This is a genomic window from Vibrio sp. 2CM40D (assembly GCF_023161825.1).
Classification (GTDB): Bacteria; Pseudomonadota; Gammaproteobacteria; order Enterobacterales; family Vibrionaceae; genus Vibrio; species Vibrio alginolyticus.
In genome coordinates this window covers 467,545-489,284 of the sequence record NZ_JALNTL010000005.1, presented here as the reverse complement: position 1 = coordinate 489,284, position 21,740 = coordinate 467,545, and the positions used below count along the sequence as shown (strand labels likewise).

Genomic DNA, 21,740 nt, shown 5'->3' with positions numbered 1-21,740 from the left:
TTTATAGACCTGATTTCAGGCTAGCTTCAATAAATTTGTCCAGATCGCCATCAAGAACCGCTTGAGTATTACGGTTTTCAATGCCCGTACGGAGGTCCTTAATACGTGAGTCATCCAATACGTAAGAACGGATCTGGCTACCCCAGCCAATGTCAGACTTAGCGTCTTCATTAGCTTGTTTTTCCGCATTTTGCTTTTGCAATTCAAGCTCAAATAGCTTCGCTCGAAGCTGTTTCATTGCCTGATCTTTGTTCTTATGTTGAGAACGGTCATTCTGACACTGAACCACTGTGTTCGTAGGTACGTGCGTAATACGTACCGCAGATTCTGTGGTGTTTACGTGCTGACCACCTGCGCCTGACGCACGGTAAACGTCAATACGTAGGTCGGAAGGATTAATGTCGATGTCGATGTTTTCATCAATCTCTGGATAGATGAACGCAGAAGCAAATGACGTATGGCGACGACCGCCTGAATCGAACGGAGATTTACGAACAAGACGATGGACGCCCGTTTCAGTGCGTAACCAACCGTACGCATACTCACCAGAGATGCGAACTGTTGCCGACTTAAGACCCGCGACTTCACCTTCAGAGACTTCAATCACTTCAGCTTTGAAGCCCTTCGCTTCTGCCCAACGTAGGTACATACGCAGCAGCATGTTAGTCCAGTCTTGTGCTTCTGTACCACCAGAACCTGCTTGCAAATCGATGTAACAATCAGAGCTATCGTGGTCGCCAGAGAACATACGACGGAATTCAAGCTTTTCTAGCTTCTCTTCCAACTCAGCAAGTTCTGGTTCAATTTCGTCAAATGTTTCTTGATCTTCTTCTTCTACAGCCAGCTCAAGAAGACCTTCTACATCTTCCACACCTTGCTCTAGTTGATCAATGGTTTCAACAACCGCTTCTAGTGATGCACGCTCTTTACCCAGTGCTTGCGCACGCTCAGGTTCGTTCCATACATCTGGTTGTTCAAGTTCTGCGTTGACTTCTTCTAGACGCTCTTTCTTCGCGTCATAGTCAAAGATACCCCCTCAGGACATTTGTGCGCTGAGACACGTCCTGCAGACGGTTTTTAATTGGATTGATTTCAAACATGTTTACTCAACATTTTAGAATAGAATTTAACCGAGAAATTCTACTGAAAAATGTGACCGAGATACAGGAAAATTTCGGATGAGAAATCAGATTGCGGTGAGAGAGAGCACGGTCATAAAATTTTACGCCCACTTAGGGGCAACCGTACTCTATAAGAAAGGTTAATCTAGGTATTACTTAGCTTCGATATGGTCGATCATCAATTGCAATGATTGATTACCACGAAATTCATTCACATCCAGCTTATACGCGAGACGTACTGTTTTAACCGATGCATCTGGCCATCGGCGTAGATCAACATTGAATGCAATGCCGTCGATCATCACATTGGTAGGGTGACCTTTATAAAGCGGCTCTAACATCAATTTAAGATGCTTCTCACCCACCAGCTTTTGATGCAGTACTTTAAACTCACCATCAAAGATTGGTTCAGGGAAGGCTTGTCCAAAAGGGCCACCCGATCGCAGCTGTTCAGCAACATGCATAGAGAACTCTTCCGGCTTAAGTTCACCATCTGACATGATCACGCCTTTTAGCGCCGCTTCATCGAGTTCCTTTTTTACCACTTCATCAAACAAACGACTGAAACGCTCAAAATCCTGCTCTTTAATCGTTAAGCCTGCTGCCATGGCGTGTCCACCAAACTTGATGATCAAACCCGGGTTTTGTGTGTCGATGAAATCCAACGCATCGCGCATGTGTAGCCCCGGAATAGAACGACACGAGCCTTTAATCGTCCCTTCTCCGCCATCAGCAAATGCAATGACTGGACGGTGAAACTTCTCTTTAATGCGCGAAGCCAAAATACCAATCACACCTTGGTGCCAATCACGCTGGAATAAGGCTAAGCCATAAGGAAGCTCATTGCCTTCACCAAACTGAAGGCGCTCACAGAAAGCCATCGCTTCTTGCTTCATGCCTTCTTCAATCTCTTTACGAGTTTGGTTCAAGCCATCCAATTCACTTGCCATGCGACGAGCAGCGTGGATGTTGTTACACATCAATAGTTCAACACCGAAAGACATGTCATCAAGACGACCTGCAGCGTTAATACGTGGACCTAAAGCAAAGCCAAAGTCAGACGCAACTAAACGACGCGCATCGCGCTTCGCGACCTCAATTAATGCTTGGATGCCGGGACGCGCTTTGCCAGCACGAATACGTTGCAAGCCTTGGTGTACAAGAATGCGGTTGTTTTCATCCAATGGAACGACGTCGGCGACGGTACCCAGTGCAACAAGGTCAATCAGTTCCATCAATTTGGGCTCTTGCATCCCCTGTTCTGCAAACCAATTGTGTTTTCGCATATGAACGCATAGTGCCATCATGAGATAAAACGCGACCCCTACACCCGCAAGCGCTTTAGATGGAAAGCTACAGCTCTCAAGGTTTGGGTTCACCATTGCATCCACATCAGGCAACACTTGTCCTGGCAAGTGGTGATCGGTAACAAGCACAGTAATGCCATTTTCTTTTGCGTAACGCACGCCTTCGATTGATGAGACGCCGTTATCCACCGTCATGATCATCTCAGCGCCAAGCTCTAAGGCTTGGTCAACGACTTCTGGACTTAACCCATAACCGTCTTCAAAACGATTTGGCACTAAGTAATCCACATTGTGACTACCAAGCATACGCAGCGCGAGTACTGATAATGCTGAGCTTGTCGCACCATCAGCGTCAAAATCACCGACAACGATGATGCGTTTTTGTTCTTTTATCGCCTGAAACAAAAGATCGACAGCTTGCTCAATCCCCCCGAGTTTTTGATATGAATGCAACCCACGGGCCGACGTTTCTAATTGTGAAAGATCCGTTATCCCACGGTTGATGTAGATACGTTTAAGAATCGGAGGAATGGAATCAGGAAGAAGGGAAAGATCTGGTTCAGGACGTCGTTGAATTTCTATCATGCTTGAAAGAGCCGACAACTTTGCCGGCTCTGCTCCTAAAGGATTATAGTTGCTTTAAACGTTTCAATAGCTCTGCAGGTGGTAGGTAGCCACCAACCATTTCGCCATTCGGTAAGAAGATTGCTGGCGTACCAGAAATACCCAATTGGCGACCTAGATTGTAATGCGCCTGGATGGTTTCTTTACACTGTTTCAAGTCTTTCGCAGGGTTATCAAATGTACGATTCACTTTCGCGTTGTGCATTGCCGACGCCGGATCTTCAGCACACCAAATCGTTGCCATTTGCTCTGCCACAGGGCCAGTTGCACCTTGGCGAGGGTAAGCCATGTAACGCACTGTAATACCTAGATCATTATAGCCTTGCATTTGGCTATGCAGACGCACACAGTAACCACAGGTGATATCTGTGAATACGGTCACAACATACTTTTCATCGTCGGCTTTGTATTCGATCATGCTATCGGAGAACTGAGCAATTTTCTCGGCGTTAAGCGGCGCTTGACGCTCTGCTATGACATCTTTGTAACTGCCATCATCATTAATGGCATAAAGCGTACCGGCGATAAAATGGCTACCATCATTTGAAGCAAACAGGATCCCGCCATTGGTTTGAATTTCCAATAAGCCAGCGACGTCTGATGGTTGAATATCAACGATAGATAAACCAAGCTTTGAGAACTTAGTTTTTAATGCTGCTTCATCAAAGCCGCTTTGTGCAGCTGGCGCCACTTGTTGCGCAGGAGTCTCCGTTTGAGCCTGACTTTCTTCTGCACCACAAGCGGTAACAAAAAATGGTAAAGTCAGCAGAGTTAGTCGGCGTAATACGCTCATGAAATTCACCTTAATGTAAAATCGTTTTTCCAAGAAGACATGGATGAATCTAACCATTGTTATGCTCTTGGGTGGTGTTGACTGTGGATCTGCTTCAATCGTTCAGTCGCCACGTGAGTATAAATTTGCGTGGTCGATAAGTCACTATGTCCTAAAAGCATCTGTACGACCCTGAGATCTGCGCCATAGTTCAATAAATGCGTGGCAAAGGCATGACGCAGTACGTGCGGCGACAGCTGATCAGTATCAATCTCTGCTATCAAAGCATAGTACTTAATACGGTGCCAAAACGTCTGACGAGTCATTTGTCTTGCGCGTTTACTAGGAAAAACAATATCAGATGATGTATCACCAAGTAACGCAGGGCGCCCTTGTTGAATGAACGTCTCGATCCAATCAACCGCGTTTTCCCCCATAGGAACCAGGCGTTCTTTACCACCTTTACCAGTCACGCGCACCACCCCTTGGCGCAAGCTAACATTTTCCATGGTCAAACTGACGAGCTCTGTCACACGCAACCCTGTCGCGTAGAGTAGCTCTAGCATCGCTTTATCGCGCAATTCTATAGGGTCATTCGGGTCTGGCGCTTCGAGCAACGCGTCCACTTGCTCTTCACTAATATCTTTGGGTAAACGTTGTGGCAGTTTAGGACTAACCAAAAGCGCACTCGGGTCATCAGCACGCACCTTCTCACGATGCAGGTATTGAAATAAACGGCGAATCGCCGACAACATACGCGCACGAGACGTCTGTTTGTAATCTAAATCTACAAGGTGGCTTTGATATTCTTGCAAGCCAGACAAACTGATAAAATCAAGACGGTATCGATGTTTTTCCATCCACACGAGCAGCTTCATTAAATCGTTTCGGTAGGAAGCCAACGTGTTCTCTGATAGGCCACGCTCCATCCACATCGCATCTAAGAATTGCTCAACAAGCGAAAAATCTTGTTGATTGACAGGCTGTTGTGCCGTCATGAATGCTTCCTTATCTGTTTATATTTACAGTATTTAGATTAAAGCACCTGCCAATCCAATACCATAAAAAATCATCCCACATAGGATATTCGCTGCAATCTTCCTCAATTTATGGTTAGAATCTTCCACAACAGCAACACAAATAACGACGAATATAATGAAAATCGGACTCTTTTACGGCTCAACGACCTGCTACACCGAAATGGCAGCAGAGAAAATTCGTACCCTTATTGGTGAAGACCTTGTCGACATTCACAATGTGAAAGAGACACCGTTATCACTAATGGTGGACTACGACTTATTACTCCTTGGCATCTCAACTTGGGATTTTGGTGAAATTCAAGAAGATTGGAACGCGATTTGGCAAGACATCGCGACCACACCACTGAAAGGCAAAGTTGTAGCGCTGTTTGGTCTGGGTGACCAAGAAGGTTACGGAGAGTGGTATTTAGATGCGATGGGCTTACTTCACGATGAATTGCAAGCCACAGGCGCAACCTTTATCGGTTACTGGCCAAATGAAGGCTACGAATTTGAAGCATCGAAAGCACTGATCGAAGATGGCAGCAAGTTTGTTGGACTTGCGTTAGATGAAGACTCACAGTACGAACTGAGTGATGAACGCATCGAAAAATGGTGTGAACAAGTTCTTGTGGAATTCCACGACACGCTTTAATAGCGCAAACACGTCATCATTAAAAAGTAAAAAGCCCGATGAAGTAATTCATCGGGCTTTTTATTATCTTGATAACGCGAAGTGATTACGCGGTTTCTTGTGCTAGCTCTGGGCGAGGTTTCGCGATGAAGAACATGCACACGATAGCCGCAAATGTTGGAAGCACCCAACCCATGCCGACTTCGAATAATGGCAACATGTTAAACGCAGAAACATCAATACCCGATACTTTTGCCGCATCAACCAACGCAAACAGCAGAGATACAAGCAGTACTGCACGGTAAGCAAAGCGTGGATTCGGCAGTTTGCTGCGCACAAATGTTAGTGCAACCAACGCAATCGCCACAGGGTACAGCGCAAACAATACTGGCACTGACAGAGAAATCAGCTGCGCAAGACCAACGTTTGCAACCAATGCACAAACAGAACCATTAATCAGTACCCATTGCTTGTATGACAGTGGTGTTTTCGAGCTGAAGAAATCTGAACACGCAGAAATCAAGCCAATCGCGGTTGTCAGACACGCTAGCAATACGATGACAGACAGAACGATTTGACCGTATGGACCAAACAACGCTTGAACGTATTGGCTAAGCACTAGGCCACCATTATCAGCACCAGCAGCAACCGTTGCACTCGTCGCACCTAAGTAAAATAGTGAGATGTAAACAAACGCAAGACCAGCAGCAGCAATACAACCTGCATAGATCAGATATTTAGTAGTTGCAGAGCGCTCAGTAATGCCTTTACCGCGCAGTGCATCAACCATCAGCATGCCAAACATCAATGACGCGAACGTATCCATTGTGTTGTAGCCTTCTAAGAAGCCTTTGGTCAGAGGCTGCGTTAGGTATTCACCGTGCGCGCCAATCATATCGCCCTGAGGATCAAGGAAGACAGCGACAGCAAGAATGATCAAACCAACGAACAATGCTGGTGTCAGTACTTTACCGATGAGATCGATCAAACGGCCTTGGAACCATGAGAACATCATTGCTGCGATAAAGAAGATCACTGAGAACGCTGTCAGATGCGTTTGTGACGCCTCAAGGAAGAAAGGTTTCACCGCCATCTCGTAAGCCACTAGGCCAGTACGAGGCGCTGCAAACGCAGGACCAATGATGATGAAAATCAGTGCAGCCATAAGAACTGCCGCTTTTTTCGGAAGATCTTGCGTCAAGTGATCCCAAGAACCACCAGCAACAGCAATAGCAACGATAGTAATAAGAGGTAGACCTACCGCTGTTAGCAAGAAACCAAACATAGCTGGCATTAAGTTTTCACCCGCTAACTGACCCGCTAGAGGTGGAAAGATAATATTGCCCGCACCTAAAAAGAACGCAAATAGCATAAAGCCTACTGCGATAATATCTGTTAGTTTTAACGTCTGCTTCACAGATAACCCTTGTCTTTTAATTAATGAATGTTGTGTATGCTTAGACCACTTTTTGTATACCTAAAGTCAATAAGTACACGTGGTTCAATCTATAAAATTTTCGCCGCATAATGACGAAATACTCATCATTTGGCAACCTTTAAGAAAAAAACACCATATTAATTTAGTTTTCAAACTTAAAAGCAGTGGATATAACCAGATCCAAATAACAGACCAGTTCTTTATCTCGATCAATTAACAATACAATTTAATAACCAACAAAACAACAATCTATACAATTAATAAACAATAGAGCAATCCACTTAATTATTGAGCAAATATAAAACAATCATGAAGAACAAAAAACTGAAAACTAAAGGCTTCAATTTTAAGCAATTTTGTATTGAGGGCGGCGAGAGTGGTATGCCAGTCAGCACAGATGGGGTAATGCTTGGTGCTTGGATTCAAAGCCCTAACGACGCTAAAATTCTCGATATTGGCACTGGCACTGGCCTGCTTGCCCTGATGTGTGCTCAACGCTTTACAGAAGCTCAAATAACCGCGGTCGATATCGAATTAACAGCCGTTGCTGCCGCGCAAAAAAATATGGCCCAGTCTCCTTGGTCAGATCGTGTAAGTGTGCATCACACCGACATACTGCACTTTACGCCGACACATCCATTCCAACGCATCATTTGTAACCCGCCCTACTTCAACAGCGGCGAGCAATCGAAACACAGTCAACGTGCAACCGCGAGGCACACTGATACGCTAGGCCATAACGCATTGCTACAGCGTTGCTATCATTTGCTTGATGACGAAGGGAGAGCTAGTTTTGTTTTGCCAATCACCGAAGGCGAGCAGTTCATTGAGCTAGCATTAAACCAAGGTTGGTATCTATCGAGGATCTGTCGTGTGCAACCATCAGAAAAGAAACCAGTACACCGACTGTTATTTGAACTGTCAAAACGACCTTGCGATTCGCAAACGTCACATTTAATTATCCGTTCAAATGACGGCTATAGTGATGATTTCATCCAGTTAACTCGCGAGTTTTATCTTAAGATGTGAAATAACATGTGATCCTTATCACCAATCACTTTATAATGTGCGACCTTTTTGTATTCTATGCTGTTGTGGCGAACCATTAACCAAGCTTTGCTTGTGGAGAACTCATTGTGATCAGAACCTTTGCTGAACTTGATCTAGACCAAAACCTACTTGAAGCCATTGAAGAGATGGGTTACGAACGCCCAACAAAAATTCAGGCAGAAGCGATTCCACAAGCGTTGGACGGTCGTGACATTCTAGCGTCAGCGCCAACAGGAACTGGTAAAACGGCCGCCTTCGTCCTGCCAGCATTGCAATACTTGCAAGACTTCCCTCGTCGTAAGCCTGGGCCTGCGCGTATTTTGATCCTAACGCCTACTCGCGAACTGGCGATGCAAATTGCCGATCAAGCACGTGCTTTGGCAAAAAATACCAAACTCAACATTTTCACCATCACTGGTGGTGTTCAGTACCAAGAGCACGCCGACATCCTTGCAACAACACAAGACATTGTGGTTGCGACACCTGGCCGTTTAAAAGAATACATTGATGCAGAACGTTTTGATTGTCGTGCAATCGAATGGTTAATCCTTGATGAAGCAGACCGTATGCTAGATATGGGTTTTGCTCCTACTGTCGATCGCCTATCTAACGAATGTCGCTGGCGTAAGCAAACCCTTCTGTTCTCAGCAACGTTAGAAGGGAAAGGCGTAGAAGGCTTTACCGCTGATCTGTTGAATGATCCAGCAGAGATCGATTCAAAATCACCTCTGCGTGAGCGTAAGAAAATTGCTCAGTGGTATCACCGAGCTGATGATGCTGAACACAAACTAGAATTACTAAAACACATTATTACTCAGCAAGCTGAGCGCACTATCGTCTTTTTAAAGACTCGTGAGCGTTTGGCTGAGCTACGAGCGCAGCTTGAAAGTGCACAGATTCCATGTTCTTGGATTCAAGGTGAAATGCCGCAAGATCGTCGTAACAATGCAATTTCTCGCTTCCGCGATGGAACTGTGAACGTTCTGCTCGCGACGGACGTTGCTGCGCGTGGTATCGATCTTCCGGATGTATCACACGTTATCAACTACGACATGCCGCGCACGGCTGATGTTTACCTTCACCGTATCGGCCGTACGGCTCGCGCGGGTAAAAAAGGTAACGCTATCTCAATCGTAGAAGCACACGACCAACCAATGATGGATCGCGTTGCGCGCTACGTGAAGGAAGACATCAAAGAGCGTTTCGTGAAAGAGATGCGTCCTAAACACAAAAAGCCTGTGTTTAAGAAGAAAAAGAAAAAAGACGACAAGAAAAAAGTCGCGAAAAAGAAAACCGCTAAGAAGAAGTAACCTTGTTGGGGCGAAGTAGCTCAAGCTAAAAAATAACAAAGGGTTGGCAATGCCAACCCTTTTTCGTTTGTGCTGATAGAGATTAACGTAAACTACGTCTCAATCAGCTTTATTTTTGCTCTTCGCGTTTAAATACTAACTCTGTTGGCGTCGATTCATCTTCCACAAAGTAGTAACCCGCCGTATCAAACTTAGTCAGGTCTGCCACGCTCTCAACACGGTTTTCAATGATGTAACGCGCCATCATACCGCGCGCTTTCTTCGCGTAAAAACTGATGACCTTGTATTGACCATTCTTACAATCTTTGAATACTGGCGTGATCACTTGCGCATCTAAATTCTTTGGCTTAACCGCTTTAAAGTATTCATTTGATGCAAGGTTGATAAGGACATTATCGCCTTGAGCAGAAATCGCTTCGTTAAGCTTGTCCGTAATAACATTGCCCCAAAACTGGTACAAGTTCGTACCCTTGTCGTTTGCAAGCTTGGTACCCATTTCAAGGCGGTATGGCTGCATCAAATCAAGTGGTTTTAGTAAACCATAAAGACCCGATAGCATACGCAGATGATCTTGAGCATATTCGAAGTCCGCTTCAGATAAACTTTCGGCGTCTAGCCCTGTGTAAACGTCACCTTTAAATGCAAGAATGGCTTGTCGTGAGTTTTCAGTGGTAAACGTTTCACTCCACTCTTGGAATCGGCCCACATTTAAATCGGCAATCTTGTCGCTCACTTTCATTAAAGAGGCAACATCAGCAGGAGTCAGTTTGCGGCAAACATCGATAAGCTCTTTTGAGTATTCGACCAACTCAGGTTGAGTAAATTTTTCTGTCGCTAACGGAGACTCGTAATCAAGAGTCTTCGCTGGAGAAACTACGATAAGCATGACTTTCCCTTCTCTAATTTTGTTTTTAATAGGGTACAAAAAAAGCCATGCATTGTCTGCATGGCTTTTTACATCGTACTAATAGCTTTCAACTATGAGTGATAGCTCACTTAGTCTTTTTTATCGTTGTACCAAATGCCTTCTTCAAGCTGAGATTTCAGCTCTGGGAAATCATTCGCATCAAATGTTGGCACTTTGCCTTCACCAAGCTGGCGATTGTAATCTTTGGCCAGTTTAATCACGATGCCAGATAGCAAGATGATCGCCACCAAGTTGACTATCGCCATCAGACCCATAGAGACATCAGCAAGCGACCATACGACTGGTAACGAAGCTAGTGCACCAAACATCACCATACCAAGAACAATAACGCGGAAAATGCTTAAGCCCGCTTTATGATTGTGCTCTAGGAAGATTAAGTTCGTTTCAGCATACGAGTAATTTGCAATGATTGAAGTAAACGCAAAGAAGAAGATTGCCACAGCAACAAAGATGCCGCCCCAATCGCCAACTTGTGAGCTCAATGCACGCTGAGTTAGCTCGATACCCGTCACTTCTGTTGCTTGACCGACATACTCACCAGACATCAGGATGATAGCCACTGTTGCAGAACAGATAACGATCGTATCCATGAACACGCCTAGCATCTGTACGTAACCTTGAGACGCTGGGTGTGGTGGGTAAGGTGTTGCTGAAGCTGCCGCGTTAGGTGCAGAACCCATACCTGCTTCATTCGAGAATAGACCGCGCTTGATACCGTTAATCATTGCCTGTGCAATTGCGTAGCCAAGACCACCTGCTGCTGCTTCTTGCAGACCAAATGCACTCTTAAAGATAAGCATCAATACATCAGGTAATTTCTCTAGGTTAGAGAACATGATGAACAGCGCTAGGGCTAGATAAAGTAGTGCCATGATCGGAACGATCATCTCAGCAACTCTTGCGATACGCTTGATGCCACCGAAAATAACAATTGCAGACAGTAAAACAACGGCAATACCGACATACAGGTTATTCCAACCAAATGCGTTGCTCATTGCATTGGCAATTGAGTTAGCTTGTACGGCGTTGAATACCAAACCAAAAGCGATGATTAGGAAAACTGAGAACAACACGCCCATCCAACGCATGCCCAGGCCTTTTTCCATGTAGTAGGCAGGGCCACCACGGTAGTTGCCATCATCATCTTTGGTTTTGTATAGCTGCGCCAGTGTGCTCTCAGCAAACGATGTTGCCATACCAAGCATTGCAATCAGCCACATCCAGAAGATCGCACCAGGACCACCCGCAGTCAATGCAACTGCAACGCCCGCCATGTTACCTGTACCAACACGTGCAGCAAGACTAGTACAAAGCGCTTGGAAAGAGGAAATACCAGCTTTGTCTGCTTTACGGCTGTTCTTAAGAACAGAGAACATGTGGCCGAAATGGCGGAACTGAATGAACCCTAATCGAACGGTGAAGTAAATACCAACACCAACAAGAAGATAAACCAGAATCGAGCCCCAGAGGAGATCGTTCATCAAATTGATTAAGTCTGTCATGTGTACCTCAAAGTGAGTTGCGCCAGTCTATGCGTCCTAGCCATCCACCAAATTGCCTGCTAAGTGTCAAAGTGTGCTTAGCTTTTTAAGTAATGTTTATGGGCAATCTAGAATCGTAAACGTCGCTTCATGCATCCATTTTACGTACCAGCGTATTTTTTGACGGGCGGATAATGCAACCTAGGAGCGCAAAAATCAATATGCAACAATAAGAATAACATTGTTATTTTTCACTATAAAGTCACCAAAAAATAACATAAATAGAAGACTTAACACTCAAACTTCGCAACATTTCAATTACCAAACACCAACATAAATAATTATTCTTCATTAAATGGAATGGTAAACCGTATAAACAAGAACAAGCTAGTATTCACAAGGTGTTACATAAATTTACGCTAGTGACTTACCATCTAATTGAACACTATTTCATCAAACTGATTTTATGCAACTTTAACCTTTGCGCAGTGCACCCATTCATCAAATCGAATTAACATAGAAAATCTCTCTATTTAATCGTTTTCTTGAGATCGTTTGTGCATTTTTTATCCACATCGTTGCAATAAAAAGTGTGATTTTGAGAATATTTTTGCACGAAAATGTCATGCTACCGACACAAATGCGAAATATATCATGGTTATTCTCACGGCTATTGTGGTACTAAAAAAACTCCACAAGGACTGGTTACAACAGTTTAGCTTAAGAAAGGTAAAGGTGGCTTATGGAAGGCTTTCAACTAGATGACATTTTTAATCTGGATACTACCTCAACAACCAAATCTCGTGCCAAACCAGTAAAGCGAAAGTGGCGTGAAATAGAAGAGATGAACGACAGACGCAATTTGCTTAAAGAGCTGCGCGAACTTGATGTCTGTACCGATTATAACTTGGAAGACATTAAACTCTAATTCAAACAAAAGGCACCTTACAGGTGCCTTTTGTTTTTTGTTTACAGTGACCGTAAACACCGTGAGTTTATGTACCAAGGTTTAAGTATGAATACCATTATTACTCAATGAGAATCTTCCGTACTTTTTGCCGAGAAATATGCACACTAAATTTTCGGTTGATTCCCAATAAATAAGAAATGTATCTCACAAACCCGAGAGACGGCTTTCGCTCGCTCAGGTTTCATCATTCAGTCTTAAACATATTCAGTACCACTTTGACGAACACGTTCGGCCAACTGCTTATAACGATCAGCAATCGTGTCACCAAACACAGGATCATCCTCACTGACGCTCCATAAGCTCTCGACATGCTGCCAATCTTCTGTGGTAAATAACTCTTCAATGAGAGGCAAAATTTTTCGCTCTTCTAGCTCCAAGTGGTGCCTTTGCGATTCTATGAAATCTTCTAGGTGAGCGACAAACATGTCTTGTGGCACAACAGCATCCTGAAGGATCATCTCTATCACGGATGAAAACTCTCTGGTTTTACTCGCTAACTCTAGATGTTCTTTCTCTAAATTTTCCATGGTTTGTTGCTTACCATAGTGTTCAAGAAAGTGGTGATAGAGGATATCTTCTTTCGGGTGGTGTACTTTCTCCGAATGATTAGAGAGGTAATCAACAATCTCGCTTACTAACGCATAGTTGATTACACGTTCTTTTTTTATCTCATTAAGCTTATGGCGCAGTATCGCCAACAGACGAACCATATAACCATGTTCGCGTCGAATTCTTTCGATCATCATAGCGTCTCTCCTTAACACCTACTTTTAGTAAGTGTACATGAGAAATTTACTATCAGCCTCGAGCGTGCTCAAAAAAACAGCGATCATACCATCCATGATCGCTGTCTCTTCATTTATACCGTTAATGGCAAATGCCAGTTAATTGGTGCTTTTTCTTGTGATGTAAGCAACTGGTTTGCTTGAGAGAAATGCTTACAACCGAAAAAGCCTCGATGTGCAGAAAGTGGCGATGGGTGTGGGGCAGCTAACACATGGTGCTTATTGCGATCGATAAAACGACCTTTCTTCTGTGCATGTGAACCCCACAGCAAGAACACTACACCTTCTTGATGCTGATTAATGGCTTCAATCACTCGATCAGTAAACGTTTCCCAACCTGTCTTTGAATGTGAATGCGCTTTACCTTGCTCCACCGTTAATACCGTATTGAGTAACAATACGCCTTGTTCAGCCCAGCTTTGCAAAAAACCATGCTGAGGGATTTGGAAACCTTCAATATCTTGCGCCAGCTCTTTATACATATTAACCAGTGACGGTGGCGTTTTAATGCCAGGAAGTACAGAGAAACACAGGCCATGCGCCTGATTTGGGCCGTGGTATGGGTCTTGTCCTAGAATCACGACCTTAACGTCTTTGAACTCGGTAAAACGAAACGCGTTAAAGACATCTTTTGCGGGAGGAAAAATAGCTTTGCCTGCGGCGCGTTCGGCTTCAACAAAATTCAAGGTGTCTACAAAGTAGCTCTGCTTTTTCTCTTCGCCGATCACATCGTGCCAAGTGGGTGACTGATTCATGGAAAGTTCCTGTCCTAAATTTTGCTTCTATTCTAACGAGCGAAACTCAAACAAACAAAAACTTACCACGAACTTGAGACAAGTAATAAAAGACTAATGCTTCTGTGGCGTTCGAAAGTGCCCCTGTCCGGTAATGTGACGATTAGGCATCGGTAAGCGAAGCACGCGACGAGTGTAAGCATAAGGAGTAAAAGAGAGTGGTCGAGACATGTTGGCATCCTTCTTTGCTAATTCAGAGATTGATGTTCAATGACTAAGAAAGAAAGGTGCCAACTTTGTGGTTACGCCATTAACTGTCAATGGCCGCTAAATGGAATTGACGCAACGTGTTGATCTCTTGCTGCCAAATATCTGGATCAATTGTTTCTAAAATCAGAGGGATACCATCAAAACGAGGGTCTTTCGCGATGTACTCAAAGCAATCCCACCCGATCTCTCCTTTACCAAGAGAATGGTGGCGATCTACTTTGCTGGCAAACTCTACTTTTGAATCATTTAGATGCATTGCTCTTAAATAGTGCATACCTACGATACGGTCGAACTCTGCAAAGGTGCGCTCGCAATCTTCTTTTGTACGTAAGTCATAACCAGCCGTAAAGGTATGGCAGGTATCAATACAAACGCCGACACGATCTTTATCTTCCACTTGCTCGATGATTTCAGCAAGGTGCTCAAACTTCCAGCCTAAGTTAGTGCCTTGACCTGCCGTATTCTCGATAACAGCGATCACATTCGGCACCGCTTTATGCGCAAGATTGATCGACTCGGCGATCGTTGCGAGGCACTCCTGTTCAGAGACTTTCTTTAGGTGACTACCCGGGTGGAAGTTAAGCAAAGTCAGCCCTAACTGATTACAACGCTCCATTTCATCAATAAATGCCGCGCGGGATTTATTCAGCTTTTCTTCTTCCGGCGCACCCAAGTTAATCAGATAAGAATCATGGGGAAGAATATGTTCTGCTCCGAAACCCAGCATTTTACAGTTCGCTTTAAACGCACTGATGGTTTTTGCTTCTAAAGGCTTCGCCACCCACTGGCGTTGGTTTTTTGTAAATAGTGCGAATGCATTCGCGCCAATTTCACGAGCTCTCAACGGAGCTTGATCGACCCCACCAGCAGCAGAGACATGTGCACCAATGAGTTTATTCCCAAGCTTGTTTTTCATGTTTGTCATTTAATCACTTTAGACTTTCAGTATTGCTACCTAAATACAGATAGTTGCGTTAACCAGTTTAAACTTTAATCTCAATTTGTAGTAAATTTACAACAAAACCAGTTATTAAATATTTTTTATATTATCAAATAAATTGTAATTAGTTTGTTTTCAAAGGTTTTATTGATTTAACTCAATAAAATTACCTTAATAAAAATGATGTTTTTGGTTGTTTTTTGACTTAAATCAATATTAAAATAGTGGATATTAGCTATATAATACTCAGCTCAACGAAAATTCGAAAATTAACACCAATAATCACCACGTAAGTGGTCTAGGAGATAGTGATGATCCAAGGTATCCAAATTACAAAAGCGGCAAACGACGACCTACTAAACTCTATCTGGCTATTAGATAGCGAAAAAAATGAAGCTCGTTGTGTTGCTGCAACTGCTGGCTACGAAGCAGACCAAGTTATCGCAATCAGCGACCTAGGTGAATACGAAAGCCGTGAAGTTGCAATCGAAACTGCTCCTCGTATCGAAGGCGGCCAACACCTAAACGTGAACGTGCTTAAACGCGAAACACTAGAAGATGCAGTTGCACACCCAGAGAAATACCCACAACTAACTATTCGTGTTTCTGGTTACGCAGTACGTTTTAACTCGCTAACTCCAGAGCAACAACGTGATGTAATCGCTCGTACTTTTACTGAGACTCTATAATCTCTCAGTAAACTAGCTCGCTAGAATTTAAAAAGCTTGGTCTGCAATGACCAAGCTTTTTTTGTTTCAGAATCCTTCTAAACCCTTTCTATAATGGAAAGCAACTCGCCTCTAAGGTGCATTTCTTTGCGAAGGATCTTTCTGAAACGCTTGCGCTAAAGAGGTTGGATCAAGCCTATCTCTTTGCAGTGACGCCCCTTCTGCCCACCAAATCATTTGATGCATAGTGCGATTCATATAGTTGTCCCACTGCGTCTGCTCCGACTCATCCGCAGCAACGCCCTGTTCATCAAAGACTTCTTGCGCTTTCGGAATGTGGATCATCGCAGAGACAGGTAGACATCCAAGTTCAGATAAGAAGGTACGCATAGAAACAGCAGCTCTAACACCACCCCATTGTCCGGCAGAATAGGTCACGATAGCACTCGGCTTGTAAGAAAACAGCGAACTGCCGAAATGGTTAAGCATGTTCGCCAAAGCAGGACTCATCGAATGGTTATATTCCGGGCTAACCATCACATACCCATCGGCCTGTTTGATTTTGTCTGCCAGCTCACTTAGGTGCTGCGGAACTTTAGAGCGGTGATAAGCAAACTCGGGCTTAAACACATCGCCAAAGTCGTAATTCAAAGGGTCGATGATTTCGACCGTATGTTGCGAATGTTGACTCGCGATGAGTTTTTCACACGCTTTACTGACTCGCATTCCTAAACGGGCTGGTCGTGGTGGCGTGCTGTTTCTCACTGAGCCAAGAAAAATCAAAAAATGCATGCTTCTCTTTTCATCTCATTTAGTTAAGTTCGTTTCTCAATAATAAAGAGAGTCAAAACTTACCGACAATAAAAAAGGTGAATGATTACTCATTCACCTCTCGTTATTTCTGTTTTTGATACTTACTATACTTTGAAGCTTACTGCACGCGGCGCAGTACTTGTTTCAATGCGTCAAAGTCTGCGTCGAGCTCTTCCGATAGCAGCTCCATCGCAGCGTGCTTCGCTAGTGGCGCAGGAAGCTCGATATCGGATTCTAGAATATCATCCACGACTTCTTTGAACTTCGCAGGGTGAGCAGTACATAGGAACAGACCGGTTTCACCGTCTTGCAATTGTTCTTCAAGAACGCGGTAAGCAATCGCACCGTGCGGTTCGCATAGATAGCCTAGAGCATGTAAGTCTTTCACTGACTGTGCGCTTTGCTCATCAGATACTGCACCTTTACCTAACGTCTCCAAGCCCCACTCTTTCACACGGCACAGCTCTTCGATACGAGGCCAGTTGTTTGGTTGGCTCACGTCCATCGCGTTCGATGTTGTTGCGACTGTTGGTTTTGGCTCCCACTTACCTGTTTCTAGGTAGCGAGGAACCGTGTCATTGGCATTAGTTGCAGCGATAAAGCGTTTGATAGGCAAGCCCAACGCTTTTGCCAATAGACCAGCAGTTAGGTTACCGAAGTTACCGCTTGGTACTGATACCACTAGGTTTTCACGCTCTTGCTTGCTCATTTGCGCAGCTGCTTCAAAGTAGTAACAGATTTGCGCCATCAAACGGCTGATGTTGATTGAGTTTGCAGAGTTCAGACCGATCTCTTCACGCAGTGCAGAATCATCAAAAGCTTGCTTAACCAGTGCCTGACACGCATCGAAGTCGCCATCGATCGCGACAGTGTGAATGTTTTTACCAAGCGTACAGAATAACTTCTCTTGCAGTGGGCTGATTTTTCCTTTCGGGTAAAGAATCACAACATTGATGTCTTCCATACCGTAGAAAGCATGCGCAACGGCTGCGCCAGTATCGCCAGACGTTGCCGTCAGAATGGTGATCTTGCCGCCGTCCGAAACCGCAGCAAGAGATTGCGCCATAAAGCGACCACCAAAGTCTTTAAACGCAAGCGTTGGACCATGGAACAGTTCCAGTGCATAAACACCGTCTTTTACTTGGTTGATAGGCGCAGGGAATTGAAACGCAGCATCAACAAGGGCATTCACTTGCTCCTCTGTAAGTTCATCTCCAATTAACGCCGATAGAATCTTAGTGCTACGAGAGACAAAGTCTTCTGCAAGCAGCGCATCGATATCTTCAAATTTTGGTAATTCCGATGGAAAAAATAGACCTTGGTTACGGCCTAACCCTTGGCGAACGGCTTGGCCAAAGGAAACTTGTTCATCATTTTCTTTTATATTGTAAAGCTTCATAGCTCACTTCCTGTTACTTTCGAACCCTGCTTATCTAGACGACAAACGTGGACGAATCCTTCTTCGTTTTGTACGTAGTTTTGTTCTAACCAGCGAGCAACTCGCTCAGCGACATCTTTCTCTTTGCAAATACTGAACAGTGTCGGACCACTGCCAGAAATACCGGTTGCCAATGCACCCGCAGACGCTGCGTATTGACGTGCATTCGCAAAACCTGGAAGCAGTTTCTCACGATACGGTTCTGCGATCACGTCTTTGATCATTTTTGCAGCAAGTTCTGGCTGACCAGAATGACACGCATGAATAAAGCCCGCAAGGTGGCGACCATGAGCAATGATATCTTGTCGGCGGTATTGAGATGGTAGGATCTCACGCGCTTCCGCCGTTGATACCTTGATACCCGGATACGCCATCACCCAGTACCAATCATCAAAGCAAGGTACTTCTTGACTGATGATACCCAACTCTTCAAGCATCAGTTGCACACCACCAAGGTAACATGGCGCAACGTTGTCGTAGTGAATACCACCAGAGATCTTGCCTTCCATCTCTCCCATCAGCGCTAGTAATTCTGTCTCGTTAAGTGGCTGTCCATGGAATCGGTTCAATGCATCTAATGCAGCAACGATAGAACATGCACTTGAGCCTAAACCAGAGCCAATTGGCATGTTCTTTTCTAGCGTCATCTCAAGTGGTTTTAGCTCAACGCCTTTTTTGTCTAACTCACGAGCAAACACAAGCCAACAGTCGTAGACGATGTTCTCTTTTGGTTCAGTTGGCAATTTCTCAACAAAATCACCCGCCGTTTTAAGGCTGAACGGGTCAGCCCCAGATTTCACCAATACACGGTCACCCAATAGTGTGCCATCCACTGGAGACACGGCAGCCCCCAGCACATCAAAGCCAACGCTTACATTACCAATTGATGCTGGGGCATAAACCACTACATCCATATCACTTGAACTCATTATTGTTATACCCCTAGTTTCCAACCTAAAGTACGCATCACGTCAGAAAATACACCCGCAGCCGTTACTTCGGTGCCTGCACCATAGCCACGTAACACTAGTGGGATTGGCTGATAGTAACGGCTGTAAAATGCCAGTGCGTTTTCACCGTCCTTGATTTTATACATTGGATCGTTTTCATCCACCGCAGCGATGCTTACTGTGCACTTGCCCTCATTAATCTCACCAACGTAGCGCAGTACTTTGCCTTCTTCCGCTGCCTTTGCAGATAATTCTTTAAAGTAGGCGTCTGCTTCAGGTAAACGCGCCATAAATTCATCAACGCTACCAGAATCATCAAAACCTGGTGGCAGTGCTTGATCAACCACAACGTCTTCTAGTTCTAGAGACATGCCTGCTTCACGAGCTAGGATCAGAAGCTTACGCGCGACATCCATACCAGAAAGGTCATCACGAGGATCCGGTTCAGTAAAACCATTTTCTTTTGCGATATTAGTTGCTTCACTTAGGCTCATACCTTCATCTAACTTACCGAAGATGTATGACAGAGAGCCAGAAAGAATACCGCTGAAGCGCTCTAGCTCATCACCCGCTGAGATTAGGTTTTGCAGGTTTTCGATTACCGGTAGACCCGCCCCCACAGTTGTTTCGTACATCAGCTTGCGACGAGAGCTGCGCGCAACATCGCGAAGCTGATGGTAGTAAGCCATGCTTGCTGTATTTGCTTTTTTATTTGGTGTAACGACATGGAAACCAGCAGCTAGGAAATCAGCGTATTGATTCGCAATATCTTCACTTGATGTACAGTCAACCAATACTGGGTTGATGATGTGGTTACGTTGAACCAAAGAAATCAAACGCGCTAGGCTGAACTCTTCTGTCGCTGCCGACATACGATCACGCCAATGATCGAGTGGCAGACCTTCACTATCAAGCAGAAGACCTTTGCTGTTTGCCAAGCCACACACGCGAATAACGATGCCTTTTTCCGCAAGCTTCGCCTGTTGACGCTCGATCTGATCCACCAGCTCACCACCAACGCCACCAATACCAACCACGAATACGTCTAAGAAGTGCTTAGAGTTGAATAGGTTTTCGTGACACGCTTTGATCGCTTCAGAGATTTTATCTTCAGGAATCACGGCTGAGATAGCACGCTCAGATGAGCCCTGTGCGATGGCTACAATGTTTACGTTCACTTCAGCAAGAGATGAGAAGAAGCGAGATGCAACACCGCGCGATGTACGCATGCCGTCACCAACCAACGTTATGATTGAAACATTATCAATAAACTCGACCGGCTCTAATAAGCTATCTTTCAGTTCCAACTCAAACGCATCGGCCAGTACTTGTTGCGCTTTTGCTTTATCTTCTGCCTCAATACAGAAGCTAATGCTGTACTCAGAAGAAGACTGAGTAATAAGAACAATAGACACACCAGCGGAAGACATTGCGCCAAATACGCGGCTTGCCATGCCAACCATACCCTTCATACCTGGGCCGGAGACGTTAACCATAGTTAGGTCGTTTAGCGTCGTGATACCTTTGATCGCCAGATTGTCTTCACCAGTGTCTTGCCCAATCAAAGTTCCTGCACCTTGTGGGTTAAAGCTGTTTTTGATCAGACATGGGATGTGGAACTGTGCGATTGGGGCGATGGTTTTCGGGTGCAGAACGGAAGCACCGAAGTAAGAAAGCTCCATCGCTTCTTGATAGCTAAGAGATTTAAGTAGGCGAGCATCTTCGACTAAGCGAGGGTCACAGTTGTACACACCATCTACGTCTGTCCAGATCTCACAGCAATCTGCGCGCAGACACGCCGCAAGAACCGCCGCCGAATAATCAGAGCCATTGCGACCAAGTGTTACCAATTCACCTTTCTCGTTACCTGCGGTAAAGCCAGGCATGATGTTCACATGACCTTGAGGAAGAGGATTCTGGCGGAAGTTCTGAGTCGAAACTTCAACATCGACCATGGCTTCAAGGTGATCACCTTTTGCGTATAGGTATTCAACTGGGTCGATAAGATGTGCAGGCTGGCCTTTGGCTTCTAACACCGCTTTCATCAATTGAATCGAAACGCGTTCGCCTTTGCTAATAATACGTGCATTAACATTGTTTGGGCACATGCCAAGAAGATTGATGCCATGAACGAATTGGCGTAATTGAGAGAGAGAAGTTTTCACTTGGTTATCGAAAGCTGAACCATCGATATTGGGTAGTACTGCTTGGACTTGAGTGAAGAGCGTTTTAAACGACTCCTCCAACTCTTTGATTTGTAGTTCTGCTTCACCATTGCGCAATGCGCCTTCAATGACCGCAACCAATTTGTTTGTTGTTTTACCAGGAGCGGAAAGAACAACCGCCACTTCTTCTTGTTGAGCGTTATTGGCAATAATGTCTGCCGCTCTCAAAAAGCGATCTGCATCAGCTAGTGATGATCCGCCAAACTTCAATACTCGCATCCCTTCCTCCGGTATATCTTCTTAAATTTGTCTAAATTCTGGAT

General features: G+C 44.6%; 19 protein-coding genes. 5 read left to right on the top strand and 14 right to left on the bottom strand.

The genetic code is table 11. From position 1 onward, the window contains the following. Window position 1: 1 nt before the first annotated feature. The 4 genes from prfB to xerD form a co-directional block, all read right to left on the bottom strand. A protein-coding gene (prfB, locus tag MTF70_RS14585; protein ID WP_100068604.1) for a peptide chain release factor 2 occupies window positions 2–1,100 on the bottom strand; the annotation gives its coding sequence in 2 pieces (ribosomal slippage) (window positions 2–1,024 and window positions 1,026–1,100; 1,098 coding nt in all). 173 nt (window positions 1,101–1,273) lie between these two features. Further along, entirely contained in the window at window positions 1,274–3,013 is a 1,740-nt protein-coding gene (recJ, locus tag MTF70_RS14580; protein ID WP_017821504.1) for a single-stranded-DNA-specific exonuclease RecJ, read from the bottom strand. A 43-nt stretch (window positions 3,014–3,056) separates the two neighbouring features. Next, entirely contained in the window at window positions 3,057–3,845 is a 789-nt protein-coding gene (gene dsbC / locus MTF70_RS14575; protein WP_005381786.1) for a bifunctional protein-disulfide isomerase/oxidoreductase DsbC, read from the bottom strand. 59 nt (window positions 3,846–3,904) lie between these two features. Beyond that, window positions 3,905–4,822, bottom strand: a complete 918-nt coding sequence (gene xerD / locus MTF70_RS14570; protein ID WP_205461386.1) for a site-specific tyrosine recombinase XerD — start codon at window positions 4,820–4,822, stop codon at window positions 3,905–3,907. Between the two features lie 157 nt (window positions 4,823–4,979). On the opposite strand from xerD, the gene fldB reads away from it, so the two are divergent. Continuing rightward, window positions 4,980–5,498 (top strand): flavodoxin FldB, encoded by a 519-nt coding sequence (gene fldB / locus MTF70_RS14565; protein ID WP_025768427.1) that lies wholly within the window; start codon window positions 4,980–4,982, stop codon window positions 5,496–5,498. An 85-nt stretch (window positions 5,499–5,583) separates the two neighbouring features. On the opposite strand, the gene brnQ is transcribed toward fldB, so the two are convergent. Further along, window positions 5,584–6,894, bottom strand: coding sequence for a branched-chain amino acid transport system II carrier protein (brnQ, locus tag MTF70_RS14560; protein ID WP_005381792.1), 1,311 nt, complete (start codon window positions 6,892–6,894; stop codon window positions 5,584–5,586). Between the two features lie 330 nt (window positions 6,895–7,224). Here brnQ and MTF70_RS14555 point away from each other — a divergent pair, with 330 nt between their 5' ends. Both MTF70_RS14555 and srmB read left to right on the top strand, forming a co-directional pair. Next, window positions 7,225–7,944: a tRNA1(Val) (adenine(37)-N6)-methyltransferase gene (locus MTF70_RS14555; protein ID WP_104975862.1), complete on the top strand. Its 720-nt coding sequence runs from the start codon at window positions 7,225–7,227 to the stop codon at window positions 7,942–7,944. A 107-nt stretch (window positions 7,945–8,051) separates the two neighbouring features. After that, window positions 8,052–9,275, top strand: coding sequence for an ATP-dependent RNA helicase SrmB (gene srmB, locus MTF70_RS14550; protein WP_213965531.1), 1,224 nt, complete (start codon window positions 8,052–8,054; stop codon window positions 9,273–9,275). Window positions 9,276–9,384: 109 nt separating this feature from the next. Here the strand turns inward: srmB and yaaA are convergent, their stop codons facing one another. Continuing rightward, window positions 9,385–10,161 carry a peroxide stress protein YaaA gene (gene yaaA / locus MTF70_RS14545; RefSeq protein WP_005382848.1) on the bottom strand — a complete coding sequence of 259 codons (777 nt, stop codon included), beginning with the start codon at window positions 10,159–10,161 and terminating at the stop codon, window positions 9,385–9,387. 110 nt (window positions 10,162–10,271) lie between these two features. Further along, window positions 10,272–11,705, bottom strand: a complete 1,434-nt coding sequence (locus MTF70_RS14540; RefSeq protein ID WP_005381800.1) for a sodium:alanine symporter family protein — start codon at window positions 11,703–11,705, stop codon at window positions 10,272–10,274. 721 nt (window positions 11,706–12,426) lie between these two features. Here MTF70_RS14540 and MTF70_RS14535 point away from each other — a divergent pair. Next, entirely contained in the window at window positions 12,427–12,612 is a 186-nt protein-coding gene (locus tag MTF70_RS14535; protein WP_005381805.1) for a DUF3545 family protein, read from the top strand. Between the two features lie 236 nt (window positions 12,613–12,848). On the opposite strand, the gene MTF70_RS14530 is transcribed toward MTF70_RS14535, so the two are convergent. The 3 genes from MTF70_RS14530 to nfo form a co-directional block, all read right to left on the bottom strand. Beyond that, window positions 12,849–13,400: a hemerythrin domain-containing protein gene (locus MTF70_RS14530; RefSeq protein WP_248394066.1), complete on the bottom strand. Its 552-nt coding sequence runs from the start codon at window positions 13,398–13,400 to the stop codon at window positions 12,849–12,851. Between the two features lie 113 nt (window positions 13,401–13,513). Next, window positions 13,514–14,194, bottom strand: coding sequence for a uracil-DNA glycosylase (gene ung / locus MTF70_RS14525; protein ID WP_005382846.1), 681 nt, complete (start codon window positions 14,192–14,194; stop codon window positions 13,514–13,516). A gap of 289 nt (window positions 14,195–14,483) precedes the next feature. After that, complete coding sequence (gene nfo, locus MTF70_RS14520; RefSeq protein WP_017821508.1) at window positions 14,484–15,368, bottom strand: deoxyribonuclease IV; 885 nt, start codon at window positions 15,366–15,368, stop codon at window positions 14,484–14,486. 326 nt (window positions 15,369–15,694) lie between these two features. On the opposite strand from nfo, the gene grcA reads away from it, so the two are divergent. After that, on the top strand, window positions 15,695–16,072 hold the full coding sequence (gene grcA / locus MTF70_RS14515) for an autonomous glycyl radical cofactor GrcA (protein WP_005381814.1): 378 nt from the start codon (window positions 15,695–15,697) through the stop codon (window positions 16,070–16,072). Between the two features lie 111 nt (window positions 16,073–16,183). Here grcA and MTF70_RS14510 read toward each other — a convergent pair whose 3' ends face one another. The 4 genes from MTF70_RS14510 to thrA all read right to left on the bottom strand — a co-directional run bounded on the left by MTF70_RS14510 (window position 16,184) and on the right by thrA (window position 21,696). After that, window positions 16,184–16,843, bottom strand: a complete 660-nt coding sequence (locus tag MTF70_RS14510; RefSeq protein WP_042521848.1) for an NAD(P)H-dependent oxidoreductase — start codon at window positions 16,841–16,843, stop codon at window positions 16,184–16,186. Window positions 16,844–16,982: 139 nt separating this feature from the next. Continuing rightward, window positions 16,983–18,263, bottom strand: coding sequence for a threonine synthase (gene thrC / locus MTF70_RS14505; RefSeq protein ID WP_005381818.1), 1,281 nt, complete (start codon window positions 18,261–18,263; stop codon window positions 16,983–16,985). Further along, complete coding sequence (gene thrB, locus MTF70_RS14500; protein ID WP_017635074.1) at window positions 18,260–19,216, bottom strand: homoserine kinase; 957 nt, start codon at window positions 19,214–19,216, stop codon at window positions 18,260–18,262. Before thrB ends, thrC begins: the two co-directional genes overlap by 4 nt. Window positions 19,217–19,236: 20 nt before the next feature. Further along, window positions 19,237–21,696, bottom strand: a complete 2,460-nt coding sequence (thrA, locus tag MTF70_RS14495; RefSeq protein WP_017821509.1) for a bifunctional aspartate kinase/homoserine dehydrogenase I — start codon at window positions 21,694–21,696, stop codon at window positions 19,237–19,239. Between the last annotated feature and the right edge of the window lie 44 nt (window positions 21,697–21,740).